Origin of the sequence: Hugenholtzia roseola DSM 9546, from assembly GCF_000422585.1 — a bacterium.
GTDB classification, from domain to species: Bacteria; Bacteroidota; Bacteroidia; order Cytophagales; family Bernardetiaceae; genus Hugenholtzia; species Hugenholtzia roseola.
In genome coordinates this window covers 36,348-59,733 of the sequence record NZ_AUGI01000039.1, presented here as the reverse complement: position 1 = coordinate 59,733, position 23,386 = coordinate 36,348, and the positions used below count along the sequence as shown (strand labels likewise).

Annotated in this window: 20 protein-coding genes; 13 read left to right on the top strand and 7 right to left on the bottom strand. The window is 41.4% G+C overall.

Going from position 1 to position 23,386, the window contains the following annotated elements:
- The first annotated feature begins 47 nt into the window (after positions 1-47).
- Complete coding sequence (gene polA / locus G500_RS0104565; RefSeq protein ID WP_035756302.1) at positions 48-2,894, top strand: DNA polymerase I; 2,847 nt, start codon at positions 48-50, stop codon at positions 2,892-2,894.
- Between the two features lie 107 nt (positions 2,895-3,001).
- Here polA and G500_RS0104560 read toward each other — a convergent pair whose 3' ends face one another.
- Positions 3,002-3,805, bottom strand: a complete 804-nt coding sequence (locus tag G500_RS0104560) for a hypothetical protein (protein ID WP_027001727.1) — start codon at positions 3,803-3,805, stop codon at positions 3,002-3,004.
- A gap of 152 nt (positions 3,806-3,957) precedes the next feature.
- A complete protein-coding gene (locus G500_RS0104555) occupies positions 3,958-5,649 on the bottom strand; it encodes a DUF262 domain-containing protein (RefSeq protein ID WP_027001726.1) in 1,692 nt (563 codons plus the stop codon).
- A gap of 411 nt (positions 5,650-6,060) precedes the next feature.
- Between G500_RS0104555 and trxB the strand changes: the two genes are divergently transcribed.
- Together trxB and G500_RS0104545 are read left to right on the top strand one after the other, a co-directional pair.
- Positions 6,061-7,011: a thioredoxin-disulfide reductase gene (gene trxB, locus G500_RS0104550; RefSeq protein WP_027001725.1), complete on the top strand. Its 951-nt coding sequence runs from the start codon at positions 6,061-6,063 to the stop codon at positions 7,009-7,011.
- Positions 7,012-7,297: 286 nt separating this feature from the next.
- Positions 7,298-8,239 carry a tetratricopeptide repeat protein gene (locus G500_RS0104545; RefSeq protein WP_027001724.1) on the top strand — a complete coding sequence of 314 codons (942 nt, stop codon included), beginning with the start codon at positions 7,298-7,300 and terminating at the stop codon, positions 8,237-8,239.
- 78 nt (positions 8,240-8,317) lie between these two features.
- Here the strand turns inward: G500_RS0104545 and G500_RS0104540 are convergent, their stop codons facing one another.
- Entirely contained in the window at positions 8,318-8,995 is a 678-nt protein-coding gene (locus tag G500_RS0104540) for an ABC transporter ATP-binding protein (protein ID WP_027001723.1), read from the bottom strand.
- A 117-nt stretch (positions 8,996-9,112) separates the two neighbouring features.
- A complete protein-coding gene (locus tag G500_RS0104535) occupies positions 9,113-10,207 on the bottom strand; it encodes an aldehyde dehydrogenase family protein (protein WP_027001722.1) in 1,095 nt (364 codons plus the stop codon).
- Between the two features lie 153 nt (positions 10,208-10,360).
- On the opposite strand from G500_RS0104535, the gene hemC reads away from it, so the two are divergent.
- Together hemC and G500_RS0104520 are read left to right on the top strand one after the other, a co-directional pair.
- The gene (gene hemC, locus G500_RS0104525) at positions 10,361-11,293 is read left to right on the top strand and encodes a hydroxymethylbilane synthase (RefSeq protein WP_027001721.1); all 933 of its coding nucleotides are present in this window, start codon (positions 10,361-10,363) and stop codon (positions 11,291-11,293) included.
- 122 nt (positions 11,294-11,415) lie between these two features.
- Positions 11,416-12,420, top strand: a complete 1,005-nt coding sequence (locus G500_RS0104520) for an SPOR domain-containing protein (RefSeq protein ID WP_027001720.1) — start codon at positions 11,416-11,418, stop codon at positions 12,418-12,420.
- Between the two features lie 228 nt (positions 12,421-12,648).
- On the opposite strand, the gene def is transcribed toward G500_RS0104520, so the two are convergent.
- Entirely contained in the window at positions 12,649-13,200 is a 552-nt protein-coding gene (gene def / locus G500_RS0104515) for a peptide deformylase (RefSeq protein ID WP_027001719.1), read from the bottom strand.
- Between the two features lie 506 nt (positions 13,201-13,706).
- Between def and G500_RS0104505 the strand changes: the two genes are divergently transcribed.
- From G500_RS0104505 to G500_RS0104480, 6 genes are all read left to right on the top strand, one after another.
- Positions 13,707-14,363 (top strand): LON peptidase substrate-binding domain-containing protein, encoded by a 657-nt coding sequence (locus G500_RS0104505; RefSeq protein ID WP_027001718.1) that lies wholly within the window; start codon positions 13,707-13,709, stop codon positions 14,361-14,363.
- Between the two features lie 36 nt (positions 14,364-14,399).
- The gene (locus G500_RS0104500; protein ID WP_027001717.1) at positions 14,400-15,569 is read left to right on the top strand and encodes a hypothetical protein; all 1,170 of its coding nucleotides are present in this window, start codon (positions 14,400-14,402) and stop codon (positions 15,567-15,569) included.
- A 109-nt stretch (positions 15,570-15,678) separates the two neighbouring features.
- A complete protein-coding gene (locus G500_RS22330; RefSeq protein ID WP_051203283.1) occupies positions 15,679-16,755 on the top strand; it encodes a hypothetical protein in 1,077 nt (358 codons plus the stop codon).
- A 352-nt stretch (positions 16,756-17,107) separates the two neighbouring features.
- The gene (locus G500_RS0104490) at positions 17,108-17,632 is read left to right on the top strand and encodes a hypothetical protein (RefSeq protein WP_027001716.1); all 525 of its coding nucleotides are present in this window, start codon (positions 17,108-17,110) and stop codon (positions 17,630-17,632) included.
- Between the two features lie 179 nt (positions 17,633-17,811).
- Positions 17,812-19,263, top strand: a complete 1,452-nt coding sequence (locus G500_RS0104485; protein ID WP_161626078.1) for a TolC family protein — start codon at positions 17,812-17,814, stop codon at positions 19,261-19,263.
- Positions 19,264-19,298: 35 nt separating this feature from the next.
- The gene (locus tag G500_RS0104480) at positions 19,299-19,880 is read left to right on the top strand and encodes a DUF1569 domain-containing protein (protein WP_027001714.1); all 582 of its coding nucleotides are present in this window, start codon (positions 19,299-19,301) and stop codon (positions 19,878-19,880) included.
- Between the two features lie 90 nt (positions 19,881-19,970).
- On the opposite strand, the gene G500_RS0104475 is transcribed toward G500_RS0104480, so the two are convergent.
- Positions 19,971-20,510 (bottom strand): hypothetical protein, encoded by a 540-nt coding sequence (locus tag G500_RS0104475; RefSeq protein ID WP_154657014.1) that lies wholly within the window; start codon positions 20,508-20,510, stop codon positions 19,971-19,973.
- Positions 20,511-20,571: 61 nt separating this feature from the next.
- Positions 20,572-21,552, bottom strand: coding sequence for a sodium-dependent bicarbonate transport family permease (locus tag G500_RS0104470; RefSeq protein ID WP_027001712.1), 981 nt, complete (start codon positions 21,550-21,552; stop codon positions 20,572-20,574).
- 194 nt (positions 21,553-21,746) lie between these two features.
- Here G500_RS0104470 and G500_RS0104460 point away from each other — a divergent pair, with 194 nt between their 5' ends.
- The gene (locus tag G500_RS0104460; protein WP_027001711.1) at positions 21,747-22,523 is read left to right on the top strand and encodes a hypothetical protein; all 777 of its coding nucleotides are present in this window, start codon (positions 21,747-21,749) and stop codon (positions 22,521-22,523) included.
- A 112-nt stretch (positions 22,524-22,635) separates the two neighbouring features.
- Positions 22,636-23,313, top strand: a complete 678-nt coding sequence (locus G500_RS0104455) for a hypothetical protein (RefSeq protein ID WP_027001710.1) — start codon at positions 22,636-22,638, stop codon at positions 23,311-23,313.
- The last annotated feature ends 73 nt before the right edge of the window (positions 23,314-23,386 follow it).

Below are 23,386 nucleotides of genomic sequence, written 5' to 3'. Positions count from 1 at the left end.
TCTAACTTTGCCCATTCGTTTGCTCACTCACCAATCCTTTCTTGTTCATGCTTTCTACTTTGCGAGAAAAAAAAGTCTTTTTAGTTGATGCGATGGCGGTGATTTATCGCGCTCATTTTGCTTTTAGTAAAAATCCACGCCTGACTTCAAAAGGCTTGGATACAGGTGCTATTATGGGTTTTACTAATACAATATTAGAAATTTTACAGAAAGAAAAGCCTACTCATTTTGGGGTCGCTTTCGATACCGCTGCCCCCACTTTTCGCCATCAAGCCTTCGAGGAATACAAGGCGCACCGACAAAAACAGCCAGAGGGCATTACGGCAGCCAAACCTTATATCCGCCGCATTTTGGAGGCTCTCAAAATTCCGATTTTGGCACTCGATGGCTATGAGGCAGACGATTTGATAGGAACATTGGCGAAAAAAGCAGAGAAAGAGGGGTATCAAACGTATATGGTTACGATAGATAAAGATTATGCGCAACTTGTTTCAGATAATATTTTTTTCTATAAGTTGCCTTTTGCAGGAAAAAGTAGTACCGAAATTTGGGGCATCAAAGAAGTTTGCGAGCGTTGGGAAATAGAACGCCCCGAACAGGTGATTGATATTTTGGGTTTGCAGGGAGATGCTTCTGATAACATTCCGGGTATTCCGAATATTGGAGAAAAAACGGCAATAAAATTAGTAAAAGAATTTGGTAGTGTTGAAAATTTGATTGCCAATGTTGCTCAACTCAAAGGCAAGCAGCAGGAAAATGTGCGCGATTTTGCCCAACAGGGTCTGCTTTCCAAAGCCTTAGCCACGATTGATGTCGAAGTTCCGATTGCTTTCGAGCCTGAAAAACTTATCGTCGAGCCTTTTGATAGGCAGGCACTTTCTCAAATATTTGATGAATTGGAATTTCGCACGCTCAAAAAAAGGCTTTTGGGAGAGGATTCCAGTGAGAGCAAAAACCTTCCTACCCAAAAAAGCGACAGCAAGGCGGCGGCTAATTTAGGAGGCTTGTTTGCTAATCCTGCCGCCCAAACGTTAGATTTTGCCCAAACGCTACATCAGGTAGAAGATGCACAGCAGGAAAATGCCGCGCCGAAGCGCGATATACGGACGCGCCCACACGATTATTTTTTGGTGCAAACAGACACAGAGATTGATGCCCTTGTTGATTTTTTGGGGAGTCAGAAAGTCTTTGCCTTTGATACTGAAACGACAAGTTTAGATGTCTTGGAGGCGGAGATTGTGGGTATTTCTTTTTCCTACCGTCAGGCGGAGGCTTTTTATGTGCCGCTTCTCGAAAATAGAGAGGCGACGCTAAACAAATTCAAGTCTGTTTTAGAAGATCCTGCGATTGAGAAAATAGGACAAAATATTAAGTATGATTATCAAATACTCAACAAATACGGCATCGAGGTAAAGGGTGCTTTTTTTGATACTATGGTTGCGCATTATCTAATAGAGCCTGATTTGCGCCATAATATGGATTATCTTTCTGAAACACTTTTGCATTATCGTCCTATTTCTATCGAAACTCTTATCGGAAAAAAGGGAAAGGGACAGGGAAATATGGGCGATTTAAGCCCTACCAAAATTTTTGAATATGCCGCCGAAGATGCTGATATTACTTTTTGCTTGTATCAAAAATTAAAAGAACCATTGGCAAATTATCAAAAGTTGTTTGACCAAATGGAGATGCCTTTGGTGAAGGTATTGGCAAAGATGGAACTCGAAGGGGTGCGCATTGATACAGAGGCTTTGCAGGAATATTCTAAAAATTTGGAGCAGGAATTGGTACTTTTAGAAGAAAACATTTTCAAACAAGCAGGCACTTCTTTCCTTATCAATTCGCCGAAACAGTTGGGTGAAATTTTATTTGAAAAATTAAAATTAGATGAAAAAGCCAAACGAACTGCCAAAACCAAACAGTATCAAACCGACGAAAAAGTTTTACAAAAACTAACAGAAAAACACCCAATTATTCCTTATATTTTGGAATATAGAGAGTTGCAAAAGCTCAAATCTACCTATGTAGATGCCCTTCCTGCCCTTATTAGCCCCCATACGGGGCGCGTGCATACCTCTTTCAATCAGGCGGTAGCCGCTACGGGGCGGCTTAGTTCTACGCAGCCCAACTTGCAAAATATTCCCATCAAAACCGAGCGAGGCAGAGAGGTCAGAAAGGCTTTTATACCAAGAGATGAACAACATTGTTTGCTTTCTGTGGATTATTCCCAGATAGAATTGAGAATTATGGCAGTTTTTAGCCAAGACCAAACGATGATAGAGTCTTTTGCGGCAGGTCGTGATATTCATGCCGCTACTGCGGCTAAAATTTTTCAAGTCCCTTTGGAGCAGGTTACGGCAGATATGCGCCGCCAAGCCAAGACTGCCAATTTTGGTATTATCTATGGTATTTCGGCGTTTGGACTTTCAGAGCGTTTGGGAATTGCGTCAAAAAAGGCAAATGAGCTAATAGAGGCATATTTTAGGGAGTTTCCCAGCATTAAAAAGTACATGGACGAAATCATTGCACAGGCGCGTCAGACCGAGTATGTCGAAACGCTCTTTGGGCGCAGGCGTTATTTACGCGACATCAATTCGCGCAATTACACCATGCGTGGCATGGCAGAGCGCAACGCCATCAATGCGCCAATACAAGGCAGCGCAGCCGATATAATTAAGTTGGCTATGATTAAAATTGATTCTTTTTTAGAAGAGAAAAAGTATAAAACCAAGTTAATTTTACAGGTGCATGATGAATTAGTTTTTGATGTGCCTTTACAGGAACTGGACGAGGTCAGACCTCAAATTATTGCCTTGATGGAGAAGGTAGTAGAATGGGCTGTTCCCCTACAAGCGCAGGCAGGGGTAGGCAAAAATTGGTTAGAGGCGCATTAAGGGCAGAAAGGTGCTATTTGTAAAGTTTGTGGAGAATAGAAAATAGCACCTTTATATTTAAAAATTAGTGAATATTTTGGCTTTTTACGCTTATAAAAGTAAGTCTATTATTCGTGGTCATAACCCTTTGGTACTGCTCCATAAAATAAGAAGTGAGCCGTTTGCGATTTATTTCTTTGCAACTCTTTGTAAACATAGTTGTGTTTCTTTATTTCAAATTGTCTTTTATCAAATGTTCCTTCATAAGATTTTGATATGTACAACGACTCTCCTATTTGTAGTCTAATTCTCATGAGTTGTTTTTCATTTCCACTATATTTAGAAACTAAAAAAACAACAAATTCGCCCGGATGAACTTTAAGTCCAAAATATCCATTTCCACAAAAATCAAAACCTTTGGATTCAATGGGTCTCCATCGCTCGCTATTCCGTTCGCTTGTGTCTCGCGCTTCTTGAATACCAAAGGCACGCCCGTCTTTACCAACAAATACTTTTGTTCGTGAGGTTTCATTCACCACATATACAGGAAAGTAACAATTTCCATTTGAAAAATATTCGTCTTTGTCATAAACATTTGTTTGATAATCAATAAAAATTTGAAATCCATCAGTAGTTAAAGTATCGTCTTTTGTTGGCTTTGGATATTCCCAAATAAAATCTTTTAGGTAGGTTGTATCTCTTTTGTGACGCTCACTAAGTTTTAAGGTGTCTGTAAATTTGTGTTTTCCGTAGAATTGAAAAAATGTTTGACTCAAAGAATCGACTTTGGCAAGCTCAAAGCTCTCTGGGGTTGTGGCTTGAATAAGTACAGGTATCTGAAATTCCCGATTTAGGGTTTCTATTACTTTTTCTTGACGTTGACAAGCCATAAAAAGCATAAATAAAAAAAGTATGTTTATATATTTTTTCATTCTAATTTGTTTTGTTAAGTGGTTATTATCCTGATATTACATCTAATTGTGTTGGCGTTTTGTGTAGGAAAATGGTTGAATAGCAGGCTTTCTTTCCAAAGTTACAAATAAAACCTATCTTTTCAAAACTAAGTTTTTGGGGATATTCTTTTTTACTCGTAGTAGGATACCCGCCAAATTGAGGTAGCTATTTTTGCCAATTCAGATTGTCTTTTATCTAAATTATTAGCGTTCCACTCAGGAAAAGTGATTCTTTTTGTCATTTCAAACCCACTATCTTCAAATATCTTAACTTTTTCAGAGTAGACTTTATTGCCTATCTCTCTATTTTTACCTGCTTCCAAAAGTGTATAGTTGCCAATTCTGAAAACATAGTTCTCCAATACATTTTTGGAAAAATACGCTTCCCATTCTTCGTTTGGATTTTCGGGAAGGATATGTTCTATCGTTGCGTTATGTTCTTCAAAATCATAAGAATTATTACTTATTTGGTTTTCTAATTCAAAAAGTATATAACGAATTAGCTTTTTATTTCGGCGTGTATTCAAAGAGATAGTTGAAAAATCATTTTTAAAATCTGTATCGCTTAAATATAATTCTTTGACTTCTTCTGCTAATTGCTGTGGAGATGTTATTTCGCCATTATCAATTTTTATGGCGGCTTTGTTATAGACTTCTTCTAACCTTCCACTGTGATAGCCACCTATGACGGTAGCCCGAAAAGAGATAACCGTTATTATTTTTAGTATTTTATCAAAATGATTAAATATTTTATCGTATGCGATTAGTAAAATAGGTAGGCATTGCTTTACCTGAAAAATCTCTAATTCTTTGATGCGTTTTTTGATTTCCTTGTTTCCACGCCATAATTCATCTGCCGAATTATTTAAGGCAACATACAATTCAGCATTTTTCTCTAACTCTTCAAGTAGATAGGAAAGATGCTCTGCATTTTGAACCTTAGTCCTTATATTTTTGTATAGGTACTCCTGACGCACCAATTTATTTCGTGAAATCCAATAATGGCGTAAAAATATAGGGAAATTATCTAACCCAACAGTATCTACAATTCTATTCCATTGAGAACGAATATGGGGCAAATCAACCTCAGATACCAAAGAAAATAAGTAATTCTTCAATAAATCAGTTACTGTCAAGCCCACGCCTCTTGAATTAAGGGTTTCAAAAACAGTATAAGCACGTAATTCATTTTCAACAATAATTTGAATAAACATTAACCTTTTAGCAACCGTTTCGTTCAAAAATTTGGCAATATCTTCTCCTTTGGGATTAGGTTCAAAATATTTGCTTACTTTTTCTTGAAAAAACTTATATGCTTTTAAGAGTAGTTTATCAGAGTCTTTGAAATTTCGTAAAGTTGCAGGCGTTTTTAATGTAAGAATATAAGATTGAAAAAATGTATTATTATTTTCGTTCAATTTTAATTTACTAAAATAAGTAAGTGAAGATGGGTCTTTGTCGCCAATAAATTTACTGCTTAGTAGTTTTACTCGCTCCTCATTTGCTTCTTTGTCAATATCATTCTGAGCCAATTCTTTTATTTTATCAATACACGCCAAAGCAATAATGGTAATAGTAGTTAGGCGTTGCTGCCCATCGATGATTGTATAAACATCATCCCCCTTACTTTGCAACACAATCGCGCCCATATAATGAACAGAATTGCTTTCTAAAACCAATAAAATATCTGCCCATAAGTCCTCCCAATTATCCTCTTTCCAAGAATAATCGCGTTGATATAGAGGTACAATATACTTTTTACCATTACCTAAAATGTCATTACTATTGACAGTTTTAGTATCCAATAAGTTATTGTTGTTCATTTTGTTGTGGTTTTTAGATAATAGTCGATAGATATTTTGATGCAAGTTTTATGTATTTTTACCTCAAAACCTAAGAATAAATGTTTTTTATTAAAACAGCAAAAAAAAGAAACTAATTTTATTAAAAAAGCCCCCAATAAATCCAACTCGAAAAGGCGAAGTTTCTTTTTCTCATAGCCCAAACCTACAAAACTTCCAACAACTTTCCAAACGAAAAATGCTGGTTTGTGAAAAAAGAAAATTCCTTTATTCGGCTAAAATTTGACTGCCAAAGGCAAAAAGACCTTAGAAAACTTCGCTTTTGCAGATTGCCGTTTTTTTCGTACCTTCGCTTACCAATTTCAAACCCAAGCGGTCTTTCTTTCGTACAAATCAATATGTATTCATATTAAAATCCAAGCTCTCTTTCCTATGACAACGATACAAACGAAATGTCTTATTATCGGTTCGGGTCCCGCAGGTTATACGGCTGCCATTTATGCGGCGCGTGCAGGCATGAACCCACTTTTATACAAAGGACATCAACCCGGTGGACAGCTCACCATTACCAACGACGTAGAAAACTATCCGGGCTACCCCGACGGCGTTATGGGACCTCAAATGATGGTAGATTTCGAAAAACAAGCTGCACGTTTTGGCACAGACATTCGTAGCGGTCTTATCGAGCGCGTATCTTTTGATAAAAATGGTGGCACGCACCTCGCTTGGGACGAAAACGGAAATGAAATTCACGCCCAAACGGTGATTATTTCCACAGGAGCTTCTGCCAAATGGTTGGGAATCCCCTCTGAAACACGCCTCAATGGGAAGGGCGTATCGGCTTGTGCAGTCTGTGACGGCTTCTTTTTCAGAAAGCAGGAAGTTGCCATCGTAGGCGCAGGCGATACCGCTTGTGAAGAGGCAAGTTATCTCTCCAAAATTTGCAGCAAAGTCTATATGATTGTCCGTTCGGATAAAATGCGTGCCTCACAAATTATGCAGAAGCGTGTGGAAAACACGCCCAATATCGAAATTCTTTGGAACACAGAAACCGACGAAATTTTGGGCAGCGAGGAAGTCAGTGGCGTGCGTGTGCGCAATCGTGAAACGGGCGAATTGAAAGAAATTGCCGTTACGGGCTTCTTTGTCGCTATCGGACACAAACCCAATACCGACATTTTCAAAGGGCAGCTCGAATTAGATGAAACAGGCTACCTTATTACCCAAAAAGGTTCGAGCCTTACCAATATAGAAGGCGTTTTTGCCTCTGGCGATGCCCAAGACAAAATTTACCGACAGGCAGTAACGGCAGCAGGCACAGGCTGTATGGCAGCCCTCGATGCCGAGCGTTATTTGGCTGCAAAAGAAGCGGTAGAAGCCTAAATTTGACACAAAAAAGCTAATAACAGTTCTTGTTATTAGCTTTTTTGTATTTTTTTATGAAACACTTTCAAAAAAATCTCTACAAAAAAATCTCTGTTGAATGTAGGGAAAAGGCACTGCCTTGTCCGAAGTTAGATTGAAACAAAAAATATTTTAATATTTAAACTAAATTTTACTTCATTTTTTTACCACTTCAATACAGAAGGAAAGAAAATTTTAGCCTTATTTTTCCACAATTTCGTTACCTTTGTTTTTCTTTTCAAATGCGATACAAAACACTTTAAAAATGAAGAAAAACATTCTTTTTTTGATTTTATTTGGAACTATTCCATTTCTTTCTACCTTCGCACAAAAAAACAAAAAATGGGCGCAGGCAGAGGCTTATTTTCAGGCAGAGGAACTTGACAAAGCACAGGAATTATACATCAAAGTTTTGGAAAAAAATCCCTTATTGGCAAGTGTTTATTCACGCCTCGCCGAAATAGAATGGAGCAAGGAAAGGTACAAAGAGGCTTTGGGGGTTCTCACAGAGGGGATTCGTCAGAACCCCGATTCGCTCCTACTTTACGCACATCGAGGTAAAGCCGCAGGCGCACTTCTGCTTTTCGAGCTTGCCTTGCAAGATTACGAATCTTGGTATAAATTAGTGAAAGATAGTGATGAAAAGTGGCAGCCCCTGCTCAATATGAGTTCGTGTCAGGTGAGTTTGGGGCAAAATAAGGCGGCGTATGCCTCTTTGATGGAAGCCTTTGAGGTAGCACCCAATCAGATAGAGGTACTCAATAATTTAGCTGTTTGGTATATGAAAGAAAAAGAATATCATAAATCAAATGAAATATTAGAACAAATTATTCAAATTGAGCCGCATACTTTCTATGCTTATGTCAATTTAGGCTATAATTCTAATCAACTTGAAGATTATGAAAAAGCCATAACTTATTTCAATAAAGCAGTAGAATATAATTCAGAAGAACCCTTAATTTATAGCAATCGCAGTTTTGCATACTATAAATTAGGCGATTTGGAGGCAGCCCTCAAAGATATAGAGTTTTCTATTGCCAATAAAGCCATGAATGCTTACGCCTATAAAATTCGCGCCTTGATTTTTATAGCCAAGGGCGAAAAAGAGAAAGCCTGTGCCGATTTGAAATTGGCAGAGCAGTTGCGCTACAAGCAGCAATATGGCGAAGAAGTGGAAGAACTTTTGAAAGCACATTGCAGCGAATAGGATAAAGGCAGCTAAAAAAGTCTTTCATATCCTTGTTGTGTTTTAAAATGAGGATATGAAAGATTGCTGTTTTACTTTTTATTTTATTATTTTTCCGTCTTCTAATTGTATTTTTTGGTCTATAAAAGGGTGTTGGCTTACCAAAGAATCGTGTGTGGTGAGCAAAAAAGTAGTGCCTTCGGCTTTGAGTTTTTCAAAAAGGGAGAGAATTTGTTGGGCATTTCTGCGGTCTAATTGTGAAGTGGGTTCGTCTGCAAAAATGATAGCAGGCTCGCTCACTAAGGCACGCGCTAAGGCAGTGCGTTGCTGTTCGCCACCTGAAAGTTCGCCTACTTTTTGTTGTAATTTGTGTGCAATATTGGCTTTTTCGGCAGCTTTTTGCACCTTTTCCCTGATTTCTTGGCTTGAAAAAGATTGACAATAAAGTGGCAAAGCGATATTTTCGAAAGCGGTTTTGGTGGGCAAGAGTTGGAAATTTTGAAACAGAATCCCGAAATGTTGTTGTCGGAAGGCGGTTAAAAATTTTTCTGACCAAAGGGAAAGATTGTGGTCTTTAAAAAAATAATCCCCCGAAGTGGGTTTGCTCAAACCTGCCAAAAGGCTCATCAACGTTGTTTTTCCGCTACCCGAACTGCCTTCTAAAAGCGTCGCGCTGCCTGCTTCAAGCGATAGGTCTATGCCCGAAAGTGCGACTACTTCATTTGGGCGTTTGGCATGAAAAATTTTGGTGAGCTGGACGGTACGGATAAGGGGCATTTTACTTTTGTGGGGACAAGGCACTGCCTTGTCCGAAATTTGATTGAAAAATATTTTATAGATTTTTATACTATTGTGCAAAACAAGCGTTTCGCAACACAAGCGGCTTATTTAGGCTCAAATCTCATTTTTAAGATTTAATAAAAAATCCATCGTATCGAGATTGTCGGCATAGTCGTTCAGACGGGGCTTCTGGGCTGTTCCGAAAGACAAGCCTCCCTTTCCTACCCTGCATTGTATTTTGTTTTGCCAAAGGGTTGCAAAATTTTCTACTTCGTCTTGGTTGCGATAAGTTTGGGCATAGAGGACGGCGGTAGGCGAAAAAAGCCCTTCATCGTGTTTGATAAGGCAAGTTCCTGCGTCTAAATGTGGGATTTGGTTCATCAAATAAACGGCTTTATTGTAGTCGTAATTATTGGCGTATTTGTTGTGCTGCATCAAATCTTTGCCTTTTTCGTAAAAAATATCGAGCAAGGGGTTAAAATCGTACCCTTCTGGCACAAATATTTTGGATACATTTCTGCACCCTAAACCAAAGTAGGTGAAAATATCGGTGTGCAAATTGGCTAAGTCTTCTGCACTTTCGTTGCCCTGCAAAACGGCGATAGAAGTGCGATTGCTGCGTATCAGGTGCGGATATTTGTCAAAATAATAGGCAAAGTATCGCGTCGAATTATCGCTTCCTGTGGCTATGTAAGCGTGGGCTTCTTTGAGCAGGTGGGGAAAAAATTGAATTTGAGTAGCAGCAGTAGGGAAAATTTCTACCAATATTTCTAACAAGGCAGGCAGCAAAACTGTATCTTTGCTACTAAGTTTTACCTGCGCCTGATTGCCCGACACAAAAATAGCAAGCCAATCGTGAAAAGCAACCAAGGGAATATTGCCCGCCGCAATAAGTCCAACCTTGCGCATCTGCTTTTTATCAGCCTTTTCTAAGGCAGTGCGATAGGGTGCTACCCACGCTTCTAACGCCGTTGGGTCAAGCAGGGCTGCCCATTCGGATAGCGCAAAGGCGAGGGAGGAGGGCGTAAACCAAGCATTTTGGCGATAGCTTTCTCCTACCCAACGCGCCGCTTCCAATAGGTTTGGCATTGCGACAAGGTCTTTTATTCGCTCGCCTAAGCAGGCAAGTGCGTGCAGACGCTCGTTGTAGGTAGTGGGTGTGGGTAAAGCCTTTGCGTCGGTAAGGGCGTTTTTAGGGTCTATTTTCATGGCTCGAAACGGCGGTTTTGTTTTTTTTGACTGCAAAGATGAAAAAAAATGAGCAAAAACTTTTTTTATCGACAAACAAATGTTAGTTTTTGGGGCGAAATCTTTGGTTTAGGCAAAACCCTTCAAAAATAAACCTATAAACATTCAGGAGCATTGGGAAAAGTTATTAAAATCGGAACTCGAAACAGTAAGCTGGCACTTTGGCAGGCACGTCACGTCAAGCACCTTTTGAAAAAGGCAGGCATGACTTCCGAATTGGTTACGATGGAAACCAAAGGCGACAAAATCTTACATAAAAGCATTGCCAAAATTGGCAGTAAGGGCGTTTTTACCGAAGAATTAGAGGAAAAACTCTTTGCAGGTGAAATCGACATCGCCGTTCATAGTGCCAAAGACCTGCAATCCGACCTCGATAGCAGGCTCGAAATCATTGCCTTTACTAAGCGCGAAAGGGTCAATGATGTCGTCATTTCGTTTAATAAAGACTTTCGCCTCGATACGGCTAATAAGTGGCTCGTCGGCACTTCTTCTACGCGCCGAACCGCTTTGCTTAAACAATATTATAGCAATGTGCGTACAACCAACATGCGTGGCAATCTGCAAACCCGCATGCGTAAGCTCGAAGAGGGGCAATGTGATGCCCTACTTTTAGCCTATGCAGGTGTGCATAGAATGGGCTACGGCGAATTTATCGTCCAAGAGCTTGAAAGCGAAACTTTCACTCCTGCGGCAGGGCAGGGCAGCATTGCCATTGAAGCGGCTCGCGATTTAGAGCCAACTCTTAAAATGCGCATCAGAGAGGCGGTCAATCATGAAGCCACTGAAACCTGCGTCGCTACCGAACGCGCCTTTTTGCGGCACATGGAAGGTGGTTGTAGTGTTCCCGTCTTTGCCTTAGCAACCTTAGAAGGCGACCAGTTGCGCCTCAATTGTGGCATCATTAGTTTGAGTGGGAAGAAAGAAATTCGCAGAAATGTCCTTGTTCCCATCAATGAAGCGATACACTTGGCACAACGCATGGCGCAAGAAGTCCTCGACGACGGGGGCGATAAGATTTTAGAAAAAATTAAAAAAACAAAGAAATAAGCGTCCTACTTCTACGTCCCTTAGTGGAAAATCAGTTTTCAACAACCCTGTCGGCGGCTTCAAGCCCTGACGGGGGAATCGGCGCGTGTAGCAATCACTTATTTCGCTATCAAAACTAAAATATGAGATTCTCAAAAAAAAATCTACTTCTTTTTTCGGAAAATCCTATCCTGAAAAAATATTATTTAATATTTTGGCTTGTCGGCGGACTTTTTTATCAGGGGCAGACTTGGGCGCAAACTAATACCCGTTCCATTGCACCTGCCAAAGGAAATGCTGCCAAATCAGACCCAAAAACTGCTAAGACACAGCCAGAAAAGCCCACCAAAAAAGAAACCGCTGCCCAAAGCCAAGACGACAAAACAAGCCTTGACCCAAATCTGCCCCAAGACGACAAAGAGGGCGTTATTTTTTTTGAAGGCACGTATGAAAAATTGAAAGAAAAAGCGCAGGCAGAAAAAAAGCCCTATCTCTTGTATTTTTACAATCGCCCAACGCAATACGACAGCACTACTTTTCGCAACCAATACGTTGCTATGTATGGAAACAAAAGATATTTGTTTTTCAAAGTAAAAGCCTATTCCCTTTATAGCGACTATCTAATTAAGACCTTTGAAGTCAAGACCTTTCCGCAGGTCTGTATCGTTACGCCCGAAGGCAAACTTTTGGCGCGAATCGAGGGTTATGTTTCGCCCCAAAAGATGATGGAATATTTGCGCCGCTATCCGCAGGCAGAGGGCAAGCCTGACGCGCCTATCCAAACTTTTGCGCGTAGTGCCGAACCAGAATTATCTTTCCGCTTGCGCCTCGATTCGAAGGTGCGCGGTCTTTACCGTTTGGAAGTTCATTCTATGCCTATTGAAGCGCAAACCTTAGGCGTGCAGGTGGGCGTTTTTGAAGAATATGAACACCTTTTGGCGGCTGCACACGAATTAGGCGAAAATTGGCATCGGAATATTATGGTGGCGATTGTGGAGCTGGACGGTAAAAAATATTATCGTTTGCTTTTAGCACCTTTTTATAGCTACGAACACGCACTTGCTTATCAGAAGGCTTTGAAGGAGAAAAAGGGACTCTATGGTATGATTGTGCGCCTCGATGAGGGTTTTATGCCTGTGGAAGAATAGGGGGAATTTCAAGTTTTGAAAACTACTCAATTGATAACTTTGTAGGGACAAGGCAGTGCCTTGTCCTAAGTGCTTCAAAATTTGCCCAAACTTGTTTAGGTTTGATTCAAAGTTGAAATAAGGGGTATGAGTTCAGACTCGAAATTGTCGCCGTTGTCTGTGTCCCACAAACGAGCCGTTGTCTGTGTCCCACAAACGAGCCGTTGTCTGTGTCCCACAGACGACTTCTTACTTCTTGCAGGGCAAAATGCGATAATCGGCTTCTACCTTGCCTTTTGCAATCTTATCCAGCTTATTTTTGAGCAGTTGTTTGCGAAAAGTAGAGATGTGGTCGGTAAAGAGAATACCCTCGATGTGGTCGTATTCGTGTTGGATAATGCGTGCGGCGATACCAGAATAGCTTTCCTTGTGGTGTTTCCAATCTTGGTCGTAGTATTCGATGGTAATATCTGCCTGCCGCGCCACTCTTTCGCGAATATCGGGTATGCTAAGGCAGCCTTCCTCAAATTCCCACTTCTGACCTTTTTCTTCGATGATTTGTGGATTGATAAAGACTTTCTTAAAATTTTCTAAGCCCTCTTCCATAGAGGCGGCATCTACTACAAAGATGCGTTGGCTTAGTCCGATTTGGGGGGCAGCCAGTCCCACGCCATGGGCAGCATACATGGTTTCGAACATATCTGCCACTAATTGCTTGATGTCGACGCTGCCGTCGTTGGGAATATCTTGGGCTTTTTTTCTTAGAACGGGTTGTCCGTAGGTATAAATGGGTCGAATCATATAGAAATCATAACAAGTTCATAACAAAGTCATAACAAAATAAAGGAGAAACAGCGACAAAGGCAAACAAAGGCAAACAAAGACAAAAAACGAAGAGCGCGTCCCTTTCGCCCAGTGATGTTACCAGTGATGTTAAATCCTAAAAGTTAGATTCAAACGTAGGGCAAGGCATTGCCTTGTCCTATGACCCAAACCCTAAGGGTATTCAAGACGCTTAGGGTTTAAGTCCAAATTTTATTTTGTGTCAAGTTTGAAAAAACTTTAATAGAACAAGGTTTTTCACAGAACTTAACATCACTGCCCTGTCGCCGTTTGGGTGCGTATAGAAGCAGTTGCAAAATTACAAAAAAACTAACTTCAAAGGCATTTTTTTTGGTAGCCTATGGAAGATAGACAGCGGCGCGGAGAAATTTTTTTTGCAAAATCGCCCTAAAAATGCTATCTTTTCCTACCAAAACCTTAAACAAAGGCTTACTTTTGTAGAAATCTAAACAGAAAAATATCCTATGACACTCGTGCTGCCGCTTTTTCCACTCAATTTGGTGCTTTTCCCTACTGACACGCTCAACCTCAACATCTTTGAGCCGCGCTATTTGCAGTTAGTAGAAGATTGTTTGAAAAACAAAACCAATTTTGGAATCCCTGCCTTTATCGATACCTCCATACGCGAACTGGGTGCAGAGGTGCGCATTACCGAAATTAGCAAGCGTTATGACGACGGTAGGCTCGATATCAAGACGAAGGTGATGTCCGTCTTTCGGTTGTTATCTTTTAAAAATCCCGTTTCGCAGGAAAAACTCTATGCGGGCGGCGAAATAGAGCGCATTGTCTTTGAAGATGATGCTTCTTTTTCGCAGAAGGAAAACTTTTTGGCGGCGGTTTCTGCCTTGTATCGCATCTTGCAGCTCGACCACGACTTTTCCGAAAAAGAGACCCTTCTTTCCTTTCATTTGGGGCATAAATTGGGGCTTTCGGTATTGGAAGAGTACGAACTTGTGGGCTTGAAGCGCGAATCGGAGCGGCTTGCCTTTCTGATGCGCCACTTGGAGCGTATTACGCCTATCGTTTCGGAAGTGGAGCGCAGCAAAGAGCGGATTCGCCTCAATGGGCATTTTCAAAATTTTAATCCCTTAGATTTTAAGAATGATTTTGAGAAGCGATAATTTTTGCTTTTTTTTGCTTTCCTAAAAAAAATACCTATGTCTATCGCCTTTCTGATTCAGGCTTTGGGGTTGATGCCCCTTTTTGCTGCTCGCGCTTTTTTGCCCGCCTTTTTGATGGCACTCACGATGGCTTATCCCAAGCTCATGCCTTTTGTGGAAGCCCCCGAAGTTGCGCCTGATACCTTCATTACGCACCCTGCGGTAGTGCTAATTTTGGGTGTTTTGGCTCTTTTAGAGATTTTGGCAGATAAAAATACCGACCTCAAACAGTTTTTTATCCTTGCCGACCCCTACGTAAAGCCTTTACTTTATGCCCTTATCACGACGCAATTAGTAGATGAAGCCAGCATTGGCGTACTCAAAACGATTCATCAGGCAGGTTTTGTAGGCGAATATGGCGGTACGCTGCTGTTGGCGGCAGGTGTCTATTTTCTAACCCTACTCAAAACGCAGATAGAGGAATATTTGCTTTCAATAGATGAAGATGGCGATTTGTACCTGCATACGATTGCGAGTAGTTTTCAAGATGTCTTCGTCTTTTTTGGCTTCTTCTTGTTGTTGGCTTTTGGTCTGTTGGCGTTGTTATTTTTCGGGATAGCGGTCTTGGCACTTTTCCTGCTAAAAAAGCGCATTGCTGCCAAAGAGGAGAAGCAAAAAATCGCCTGTGCGAAGTGTCAGCACCTCAATACCCCTTTTGCCCTTAGTTGCGCTAAGTGTAAAACGCCAACGGCAGTGGCTTTCCAAATTGGCTTTTTCGGACAGAAACGCCAAAAGCAGGTTTCAAACCCTGAAAAGCACCAGTTTTCCCTTCAAACCCAAAAACGCTGTACGGCTTGTGGTACGAAATTAGAAGATGCGCGTGCTTGTCGGGCATGTGGCAAGGCGGTTTTTGAAAGTGCCGAAAGCAAGAAAAAATATTTGCGCAAGATAGAATTGCGCCTGATACCGACGGTAGTTTTGGCGGTAGGATTGGGCTTTATTCCCATCTTGGGTATCGTCCTTGCGATGCTTTACGCTAATTTGTACCTCAATGCGCCACTCAAACGCTATTTGCCTACCCTACAAAGTCTTTCTACGGCTATTTTTATTAAATTCCTTATCTTCTTGGTGCTTTTTTTCGGCTCTATGGCAGGCTTTATCTTAGCCCCCCTTTACGTGCTAATTCGCTTTACACTTTGGCGTAGGGCGTTTTTGGCAGTGAGGTAGGCGGCTTTTTGCACCAAAAAATAAGATTTCCCCTTATTTCCCTCCATAAATGGCGAAAAATGCGTATTTTTGGAGGGAACTACCTTTTTATTTTTAGCCTTTTTCGTATATGATGCCCTCTGATGCCCTTGCTGCTACCTCTAACCAAAAGACTGCACCCAACCAAACGCCACTTTGGTCGATAAAATGGATTGTTAGTCCGAAGTATGATTTGTTTTTTTTTATAGGAAGTTGTGTTTTTACTTGGCTCGTGTTGGCTTTCTATGTTTGGGCGCAAAAGCAAGATTTCGCACCCAAAGGAGATGCCATTATCGTTACCTATTTCCTCTTTACCGCCTTTTTCGACCACCCGCATATCTTCCAAACCTTTTCGCGCACGCACTTCGATAAGGCTGAACGCCAAAAACGCCCATTTCTACATACTTGGGGGCTACTGCTTTTCATTGTGGCAGGGCTTGTCGCGACGGCTTTCGATTGGCAGAGCGAACTCATTGTTTTTGCCGCCGTCTTTGGCAGTTGGCATATCATGCGCCAACATTGGGGGCTTTTGCGTGCCTACAAGGGCAAAAATGGCGATTACGAAAAAATAGACCATTGGCTTGACGGTTTTCTCTTTTATGCAGGTATGTTTGCTTGTTTTTTTCAAGATTATACCGATATTACTTCGCCTGTTGTTATTTACAAAGAATTAGTAGCACATTTTCCCTATCTGCCTGCCGAAATTGCCGAAATTGTATGGACAATTTTTATGGTGGCACTTGTCTTGTTTGTCTTACGGCAGGCGCAGCGATTGTACCAGAAAAAACCGCTTAATTTGCCCAAGATTCTCTTTTTGGTAGCAGCGTTATCTACCCATTACTTCGTCTTTTTCCTGACCCTCACGCCTTTTTTGGTAGCGGAAGCCTTAGAAACGATTTACCACAACTTTCAGTATCAGGGCTTTATGATGCACTATCAGAAAAAGCGTTTCAAGGACGTGCGTCGCGTTGCCTTCAAATGGTTTGGCATTTCGCTGGCGTATGGGATTGTGGTAGGCACGATTGAGGTTTTGGGTCTGATGCACAATGGCTTTTTCAAATGGCTCTTTGTGCCTTTTTCTATGATTGTGATTTATCACTATTACGTAGATGGGCTAATTTGGCGTTTTAGCAAAGAACCCGAATTGCGAAAAGAAATTTTCAGTTGAAAAAAAGTGTCTATAAACAATTTTGCAAAACACTCTGCGGTTGTTTGTAAGGACTGTTTCTAAAAAAATGCTTGTTTTTGTAGGGAAAATCCAAACTTTATTTCGTGTGCAAACTTCCTGAACCCCCACCCTGCCCTCCCCCCAAAGGGGAGGGTTCGAAAACCAAATCATTTTTTTCGCATTTATGCGAAAAAAATGATACGAAGTTGAAGCCCCGCCCTATGGGGGAGGGGTTTGGGGTGGGGTGCATTTAACGCTTTCTTTGTTGTAACAACGCCTATCACACCCGAAAGGTCCTGCTACAAATTTGTTTATAGATGCTAAAATATCTTACTTACACTTTCAAAACAATATGAAAACTCTTCAAAATTTTACGCGCCATTCCAAAGGCTTTCTCCTGCTCTTGGTGCTACTCTTTTTGGCTGCCTGCGAACCTACCGACGAGCTACCCGAAAGCCCGCCCGAAGGGGAAATTTGGGTTACGATAGGAAATGAGTTTTTCCGCTTCAATGACCCCGGCACTGCCCTGCCTGCCATCACCAACGGCTATGAAAGTAGTGTGCAGTCGCTTTCTTTGCGCCGCCAACTTTTTGACCCCTTCAACGGCAATATGAGCCTGCGCCTACAAATTTTCAACTTCGACCTCGACGATACAAGCCCTCGACAAGTGCCTGCTAATCAGGTAATTATCAATTTTTCGCCTACCAACAATGTCATCTTCACAGGGCGCGACGGCGAATGTCAGATACAAATTACCAAGATTGAAGACGACGTAGTAGAAGGCTTTTTTGCAGGAACGGTGCGCAATACCAGCAATCCAAGCCAACTTTTTCGCCTACAAAGCGGACAATTTAAAATCCGCGTTTTGCGACAATAGCCAAAAACAAAAAGAAAATTAAAACCACAAGGGGGCGGTAGGATTCTAACAAGTTCGTCGTATCTTTGCAGCCAAAGAAAAAACAAAGGCTTCTCTTTGTAGTTTTTTGGAAAAGTAAAACTATTAAAAGAGAAAGTCTTACTATAAAAATGCTTTATCGCCCCCTTTCCTCTACCTTTATGTTGAAACATTTGTTTGTAGGTCGGTTTTTGGCTACCCGATTGCACCTTGTTTGTTGTGCCTTTGCCCTTATTTTTTCACCCTCCCTTTTGGCGCAAAGCCCTGCCGATACGCTTTACTTTCAAGATTTTCTGGCGGCGGTGGCACAGAATCACCCGCTTTTTCAACGCATCGACCTGATAGATGACATCTCCCTTGCCGATATTCGCAAGGCACGTGGCGCATTCGACCCCGTCTTGATGAGCGATATGACGGAAAAAGAATTTAAAACCACAGAATATTACAATAAATTCTTTGCAGACCTAAAAATTCCTACCCTTTTAGGCTTTGACTTGAAGGCAGGCTATGAAAATCATTCAGGTACTTATTTAGATAGCGAACTAAAAGTCCCAGAAGGCGGCTTGTTTTATGCAGGCATAGAAATTCCCGTCTTGCGAAATCTTATCTTTGATAAAAGACGAGCGGAATTGCGACAGTCTGAAGTTGCCTATCAAATGAACCTTGCCGAACAGCGCAAGACCTTCAACAAACTTTTCTTTGATGCAGCAAAAGCCTATTGGGATTGGTATGCGCACTATCAAATGTTGCTTTTATATGACGAGAGTGTCCGATTAGCCGAAGAACGCTATGAGGCAGTCAGGGCGGCTTCCGACTTAGGAAAATATCGCGCCTTAGATACCGTAGAGGCGCGTATGGAAGTGCAGCGGCGCAAGGTAGAGCAGTTGCAGGGAGCTATCAATTATGAAAATGCGCGTTTGCATCTTTCTACTTTTCTTTGGAATAATGACAATGTTTTAGACAAAAACGAGATGCTTTTTGTCAGAAACGACATCTACCCTTCTATTCGAGGGGGTGAGATGGAAACTTTTTTGGTAGAAGAATGGGCGCAAAGGGCGGCAGAAAATCACCCCGAAATTTTGAAACAGGTTCAGAAAATTAAAAGCGTAGAGATAGATAGGAAACTCTACCGCTTTCAAATGATGCCCGAACTGAATTTGGAATACAAGCCACTTTTAGCCCCACAAGGCGGTGCGAGTAGCTTTCTTTTGCAGGAAAACTATAAATTTGGCTTTTCTTTTTACGCACCACTTTTGCTAAGAAAAGAGAGAGCGGCTTTTGTTGCCAGCGGCTTCAAACTCAAACAGGAAAATTTTACCTTCGACTTTGTCAAAAAACAGGTGCGTGTAGAGGTGGAGCGTGCCTTTGTGCAGCTACAAAATACCCAGCAGATGCTTTCGCTCCAAACTTTGAATAGGGACAATGCCGCCATTATGCGTGATGGCGAACAGACGCTTTTCGAATTGGGTAGTAGTTCGTTTTTTTATATCAATGTGCGCGAGCGATATTTGATAGAAGCTACGCTTAAATTGATAGACCTACGGGCTAAGTACGCCAAGGCGAAGGCAGAATTTCGCTACAATGCAGGGGAAATGCCTGCCGAATTTGAATAAAACGCGCCTATTTTTATATCAAATACCTAATTTTTATGAACAGACGAAAATTTATACGCCTTATGGCGGGTGCAGGCACTACGCTTGCTTTGGGGGGCATTGGTGGTGCGCTTGCTTTCGACCACCATCTTTCTACGCCTAATTCCGCTTTGCAAACGCTTCGTTTTGAGTCTTTGAAAGAGGCTTGGTTAGAATTAGAAAAATTGGAAAAAGCATTTCTACTAAATCCTTCTAAGATAGAACTATTAGGTGAATGGTCTTTGCACCAAAACCTGATACATTGTGCGCAAAGTGTAGAATACTCTCTTGTCGGCTATCCCAAACACAAGCCTGCGTTTATCAAAAAAACAGTAGGAAAGTGGGTCTTTGAAAAGTTTGCCGCTCAAAATTTTATGAAGCACGACCGCAATGAGCCAATTCCTGCCGCTGCGCCACTTGAAAAGGAGGGCGATTTAAACAAGGCTTTTGAGCGTTTGCGCAAAGCCCTGACCGACTTTGAAAATCATCAAGGCAAATATGAACCTCATTTTATCTATGGGCAGCTCGATAGGGCGGCATACGAAAAGGCACACGCTTTTCACCTTGCCGACCATTTTTCGGGTTTGCGTTATCTTTGAAAAGTAGAGAAAACAAAAAAATAGAAGAAATAGAACAAACTATTTAAAAAATAGTTCGTTCTATTTAAAATTTAACTAAAAAGATAGAGTTTATTTGCTTGCCGTCATCACCTGCGAATCATAGCTTTCGCCACAAGCAAAATGATGGCAGGTATAGAGTTGGAAACGCCCTTTGATGGGCTTTTCTTCACTACCAATGCGGAGGCTAACGCTGCAAGGCTGGGCTTTGTCGTCTGTGTATTCATCTACAAAATAGGCGTTGCCTTCGGCATCTTCGTCTGATTCGGCATCACCTTCTTTGAGTGTGGCTGTGCCGCTAATGGTGGTTTCAGGACATTCGCCGCTGCTTAGATAGACTTCATAACGAATCGTTTTTTCGTCTATTTTTTTAATTTTGATACTTTCGTGCAAATCGGCTTTGTCATAATTCAAGACTAAGTCGTACTCTTGCGCTGTTTCTTGGGTAGCGGCATTTTCAGCCATCTTACTTGTGGCGTTGTCGGTTGCGTTTTCTACTTGTGCTGTCGCTACCGAATCTGCCGAAGCGGTAGTGGTGGAGTCTGCTTTTTTACCACAAGCAACTAAGAGTAGGGAAGAGAACCCTAAGGCGAAGATGAAATTTTTTTTCATAAAGATAAAATTAGAAAAAAGAAATAAATAGAATTTTAAAAAAGGAGCAAATTTGGTAGCTTTAAAATCGTTGTATAATTTCAAAATAAAGTGGCAGACCGATTGTAATATTGAAGGGAAAGGTCAGCCCCAGTGCCATTGGAATATAAAGACCCGGATTGGCTTTGGGTGCAGCCATTTGCATGGCAGCGGGAACGGCAATATAGGAAGCACTCGCCGCTAAGATAGAAAAAATGAGGCGATTGCCGATGTCGGCGGTAATAAAACCGCTTAAAAAGGCGGTCAGGATACCATTAAAGGCAGGGACAAGGATTGCGAAAAGGGGTAGGAAAAAGCCGTAATTTTTGAAGGCTGAAAACCTTTGCGCCGTAACCATGCCCATTTCCAAGAGAAAAATAGCCAAGAAGCCTTTGAAGATGTCGGTGGTGAAGGGCTTGATACCCTCTGCCTGTTTGGTATCAGCGATAAGCCCGATGAGAAGACTCCCCAAAATGAGCAAAACACTGCCGTTGGTGAAGGAATGTAGTACGATACTTTTGAGCGACTGACGGGGCGGCGCGTCGGGGTGTTCGGGTAGGGCGGCTTCATATTGTCGCATCAAAATCACGCCTACAATGATGGCAGGCGATTCCATCAATGCCATTACCGCCACCATGTGTCCGCCAAAAGTGAGCTGTTGCGCTTCCAGAAAAGAGGCAGTCGCGACAAAGGTAACGGCACTTACCGAGCCATAAGTAGCGGCTACTGCGCCTGCGTCGCTGATGCTCATGCGGCGTTTGAGAATAAAAAAAGTGTAGAGCGGCACTAAGGCAGCCAACGCCAAACCAAACAAGACCGAAAATAGAATTTCGCTATTAAAATCGCTGTGTGCTAATTCCTGCCCCCCTCTGAAACCTATCGCAAAGAGCAGATAAAGGGAGATAAATTTGGTGGAGGGTTTGGGGATTTCCAAGTCGCTTTTTAATAAAGTGGCTAAAATCCCCAAGACAAAAAAGAGTAGGGTAGGATTGGTCAGATTGGCAAGGAGTATTTCAAAATCCATAGTCTTTGTGTGTGTAAAGGGTAGGGAAAAGGTGCAGCTTTTGGTTTGTTTGCAGCCTCCCTTTTATGGGCTTATGCAGGGCAAAGGTAGTTAAAAAGGATTAAAGAAAAAGATTTTGCTACTTTTGCACGGATTTTGCACCTCCTTAGCCTTGTAATATTCTTATTCAAGCCACTAAAAATACAGTTTTCAATATGAAACAGACAAATCTCTTTCGCCTCTTTGCCTTTTTAGCTTTCCTATTTTTGGCTCTGCCACTTTCTGCCCAAGAAACCAAAGAAGAGTACAAAAAGCGCAAAGAACGTCCGCTTAATATCGCAGGGGCGAATGTTTATACGCCCGACGAAACGGAAAATTTGGCTAAGTATCGCCTCAAAGAAGGCGTAGCAGAGGATTTTCAAGCCTTTTTTAAGACTTTGAAGCCCATTAAAACGCCCTTTCATGCACCCGAAAAGGTCAATGCGGCTTCTTTTCGCCCTGTTACGGCTGCCGAATACCAAAAGTATTTTCATATCATCGACAAGCGCGACCAAAGCATCATGGAAGCCCCCGCAGGCAATAAAAAACTCTACCTCGTGGGTACTTTGCCCGTAGAAAATGAAGAAATTTTTGCTTTGATTTTTTATGGTATTGATGGGAATGTATTTCAATACACCAAACTTATTACTTTTGATAAGGAAGGCAATCCGATTGATGCGCAAAATGTGCAGTATTATATTTATGGCAAAACAGGGGGCTTCGAGCAGCTCGACCAAATGTATTGCCACGTCAATAAAGACCTGACCTTTGATTGTTATACTACTTCTACTTCAAAAGATTTTAACAATCTAAATGCAGATAAAAAACCAAAAGAAAACAAAAATCAGCAAGGTTTCATTTATGAAATTCAACCTGATGGCACGATTGAGCGCGTAGGTGAATTAGACCTAAGCGAAGAAGGTAAAAAGATGCGTCGTGAGGAGATGAAATAAGCAATTTTTTCACGAATTTTCCTAATCTTTTCATGACCTTTTTCTGACCTTTTTTATACAATTAGACAAAAACTTTATTTTCCTTTATTTATACTATCTTAAACCTCTTTTTATGCAACTAACTCCCCTTTCACGTCTTTTTACAAGCCTTTGTTTGGCTCTTTTCCTACCCTTAGTCGCGGTTACTGCTTTAAAGGCACAGGATTCGCAAAGCTATGGCGCACTGACTTTGCATGGCAGTATTCCCTCGTCTGAACCTTACAGCAATGTGGCGAAATTTGGTGGCGGTTTGGGTTTTGATGGAGCTAATTTTATTCACCCACTTTTTGGTATCGCCTACCATGTGGGGGTTAATATCAATCCTTACAACCGCAGCAACACGAATTTTGGGCTTAATGTTGGGGCAAATGATGATACACAGCCTTGGGTAAATGCAAATTTAATGTTGGGTGGTGAATTATCATATCCCATCACGCCTGCCATTGCACCCGAATTTCGCGCCTTAGCAGGGCTTATGGTAGCGCGTGCGCCGCAGGTAAAATATGGTACTTTGGGTGAAATTGAGGCTGATATTGCGCCTGCCTTTGGCTATTCTATTGGCGGCGGCTTGAAATTTATCAACAACGAAGGGGCAAGTGCCATTCGCATTGGCATACAATACCAAGCGGCTAATCCTAAATTTTCGCGCAACACCAGCATTGTAGGCATTGGCACAGGCGCAGTGGAAGGCAAACAAAAGATAGATATGTTAAGTATTTATGTTAGTTTTGCTTTTTTGAGCCGCAAGTAAAATTTTAGTAAAACTTTTAAGTTATCTGATATAAAATTTCAAACAAAAACCCTAAGTTTTTTCGAACTTAGGG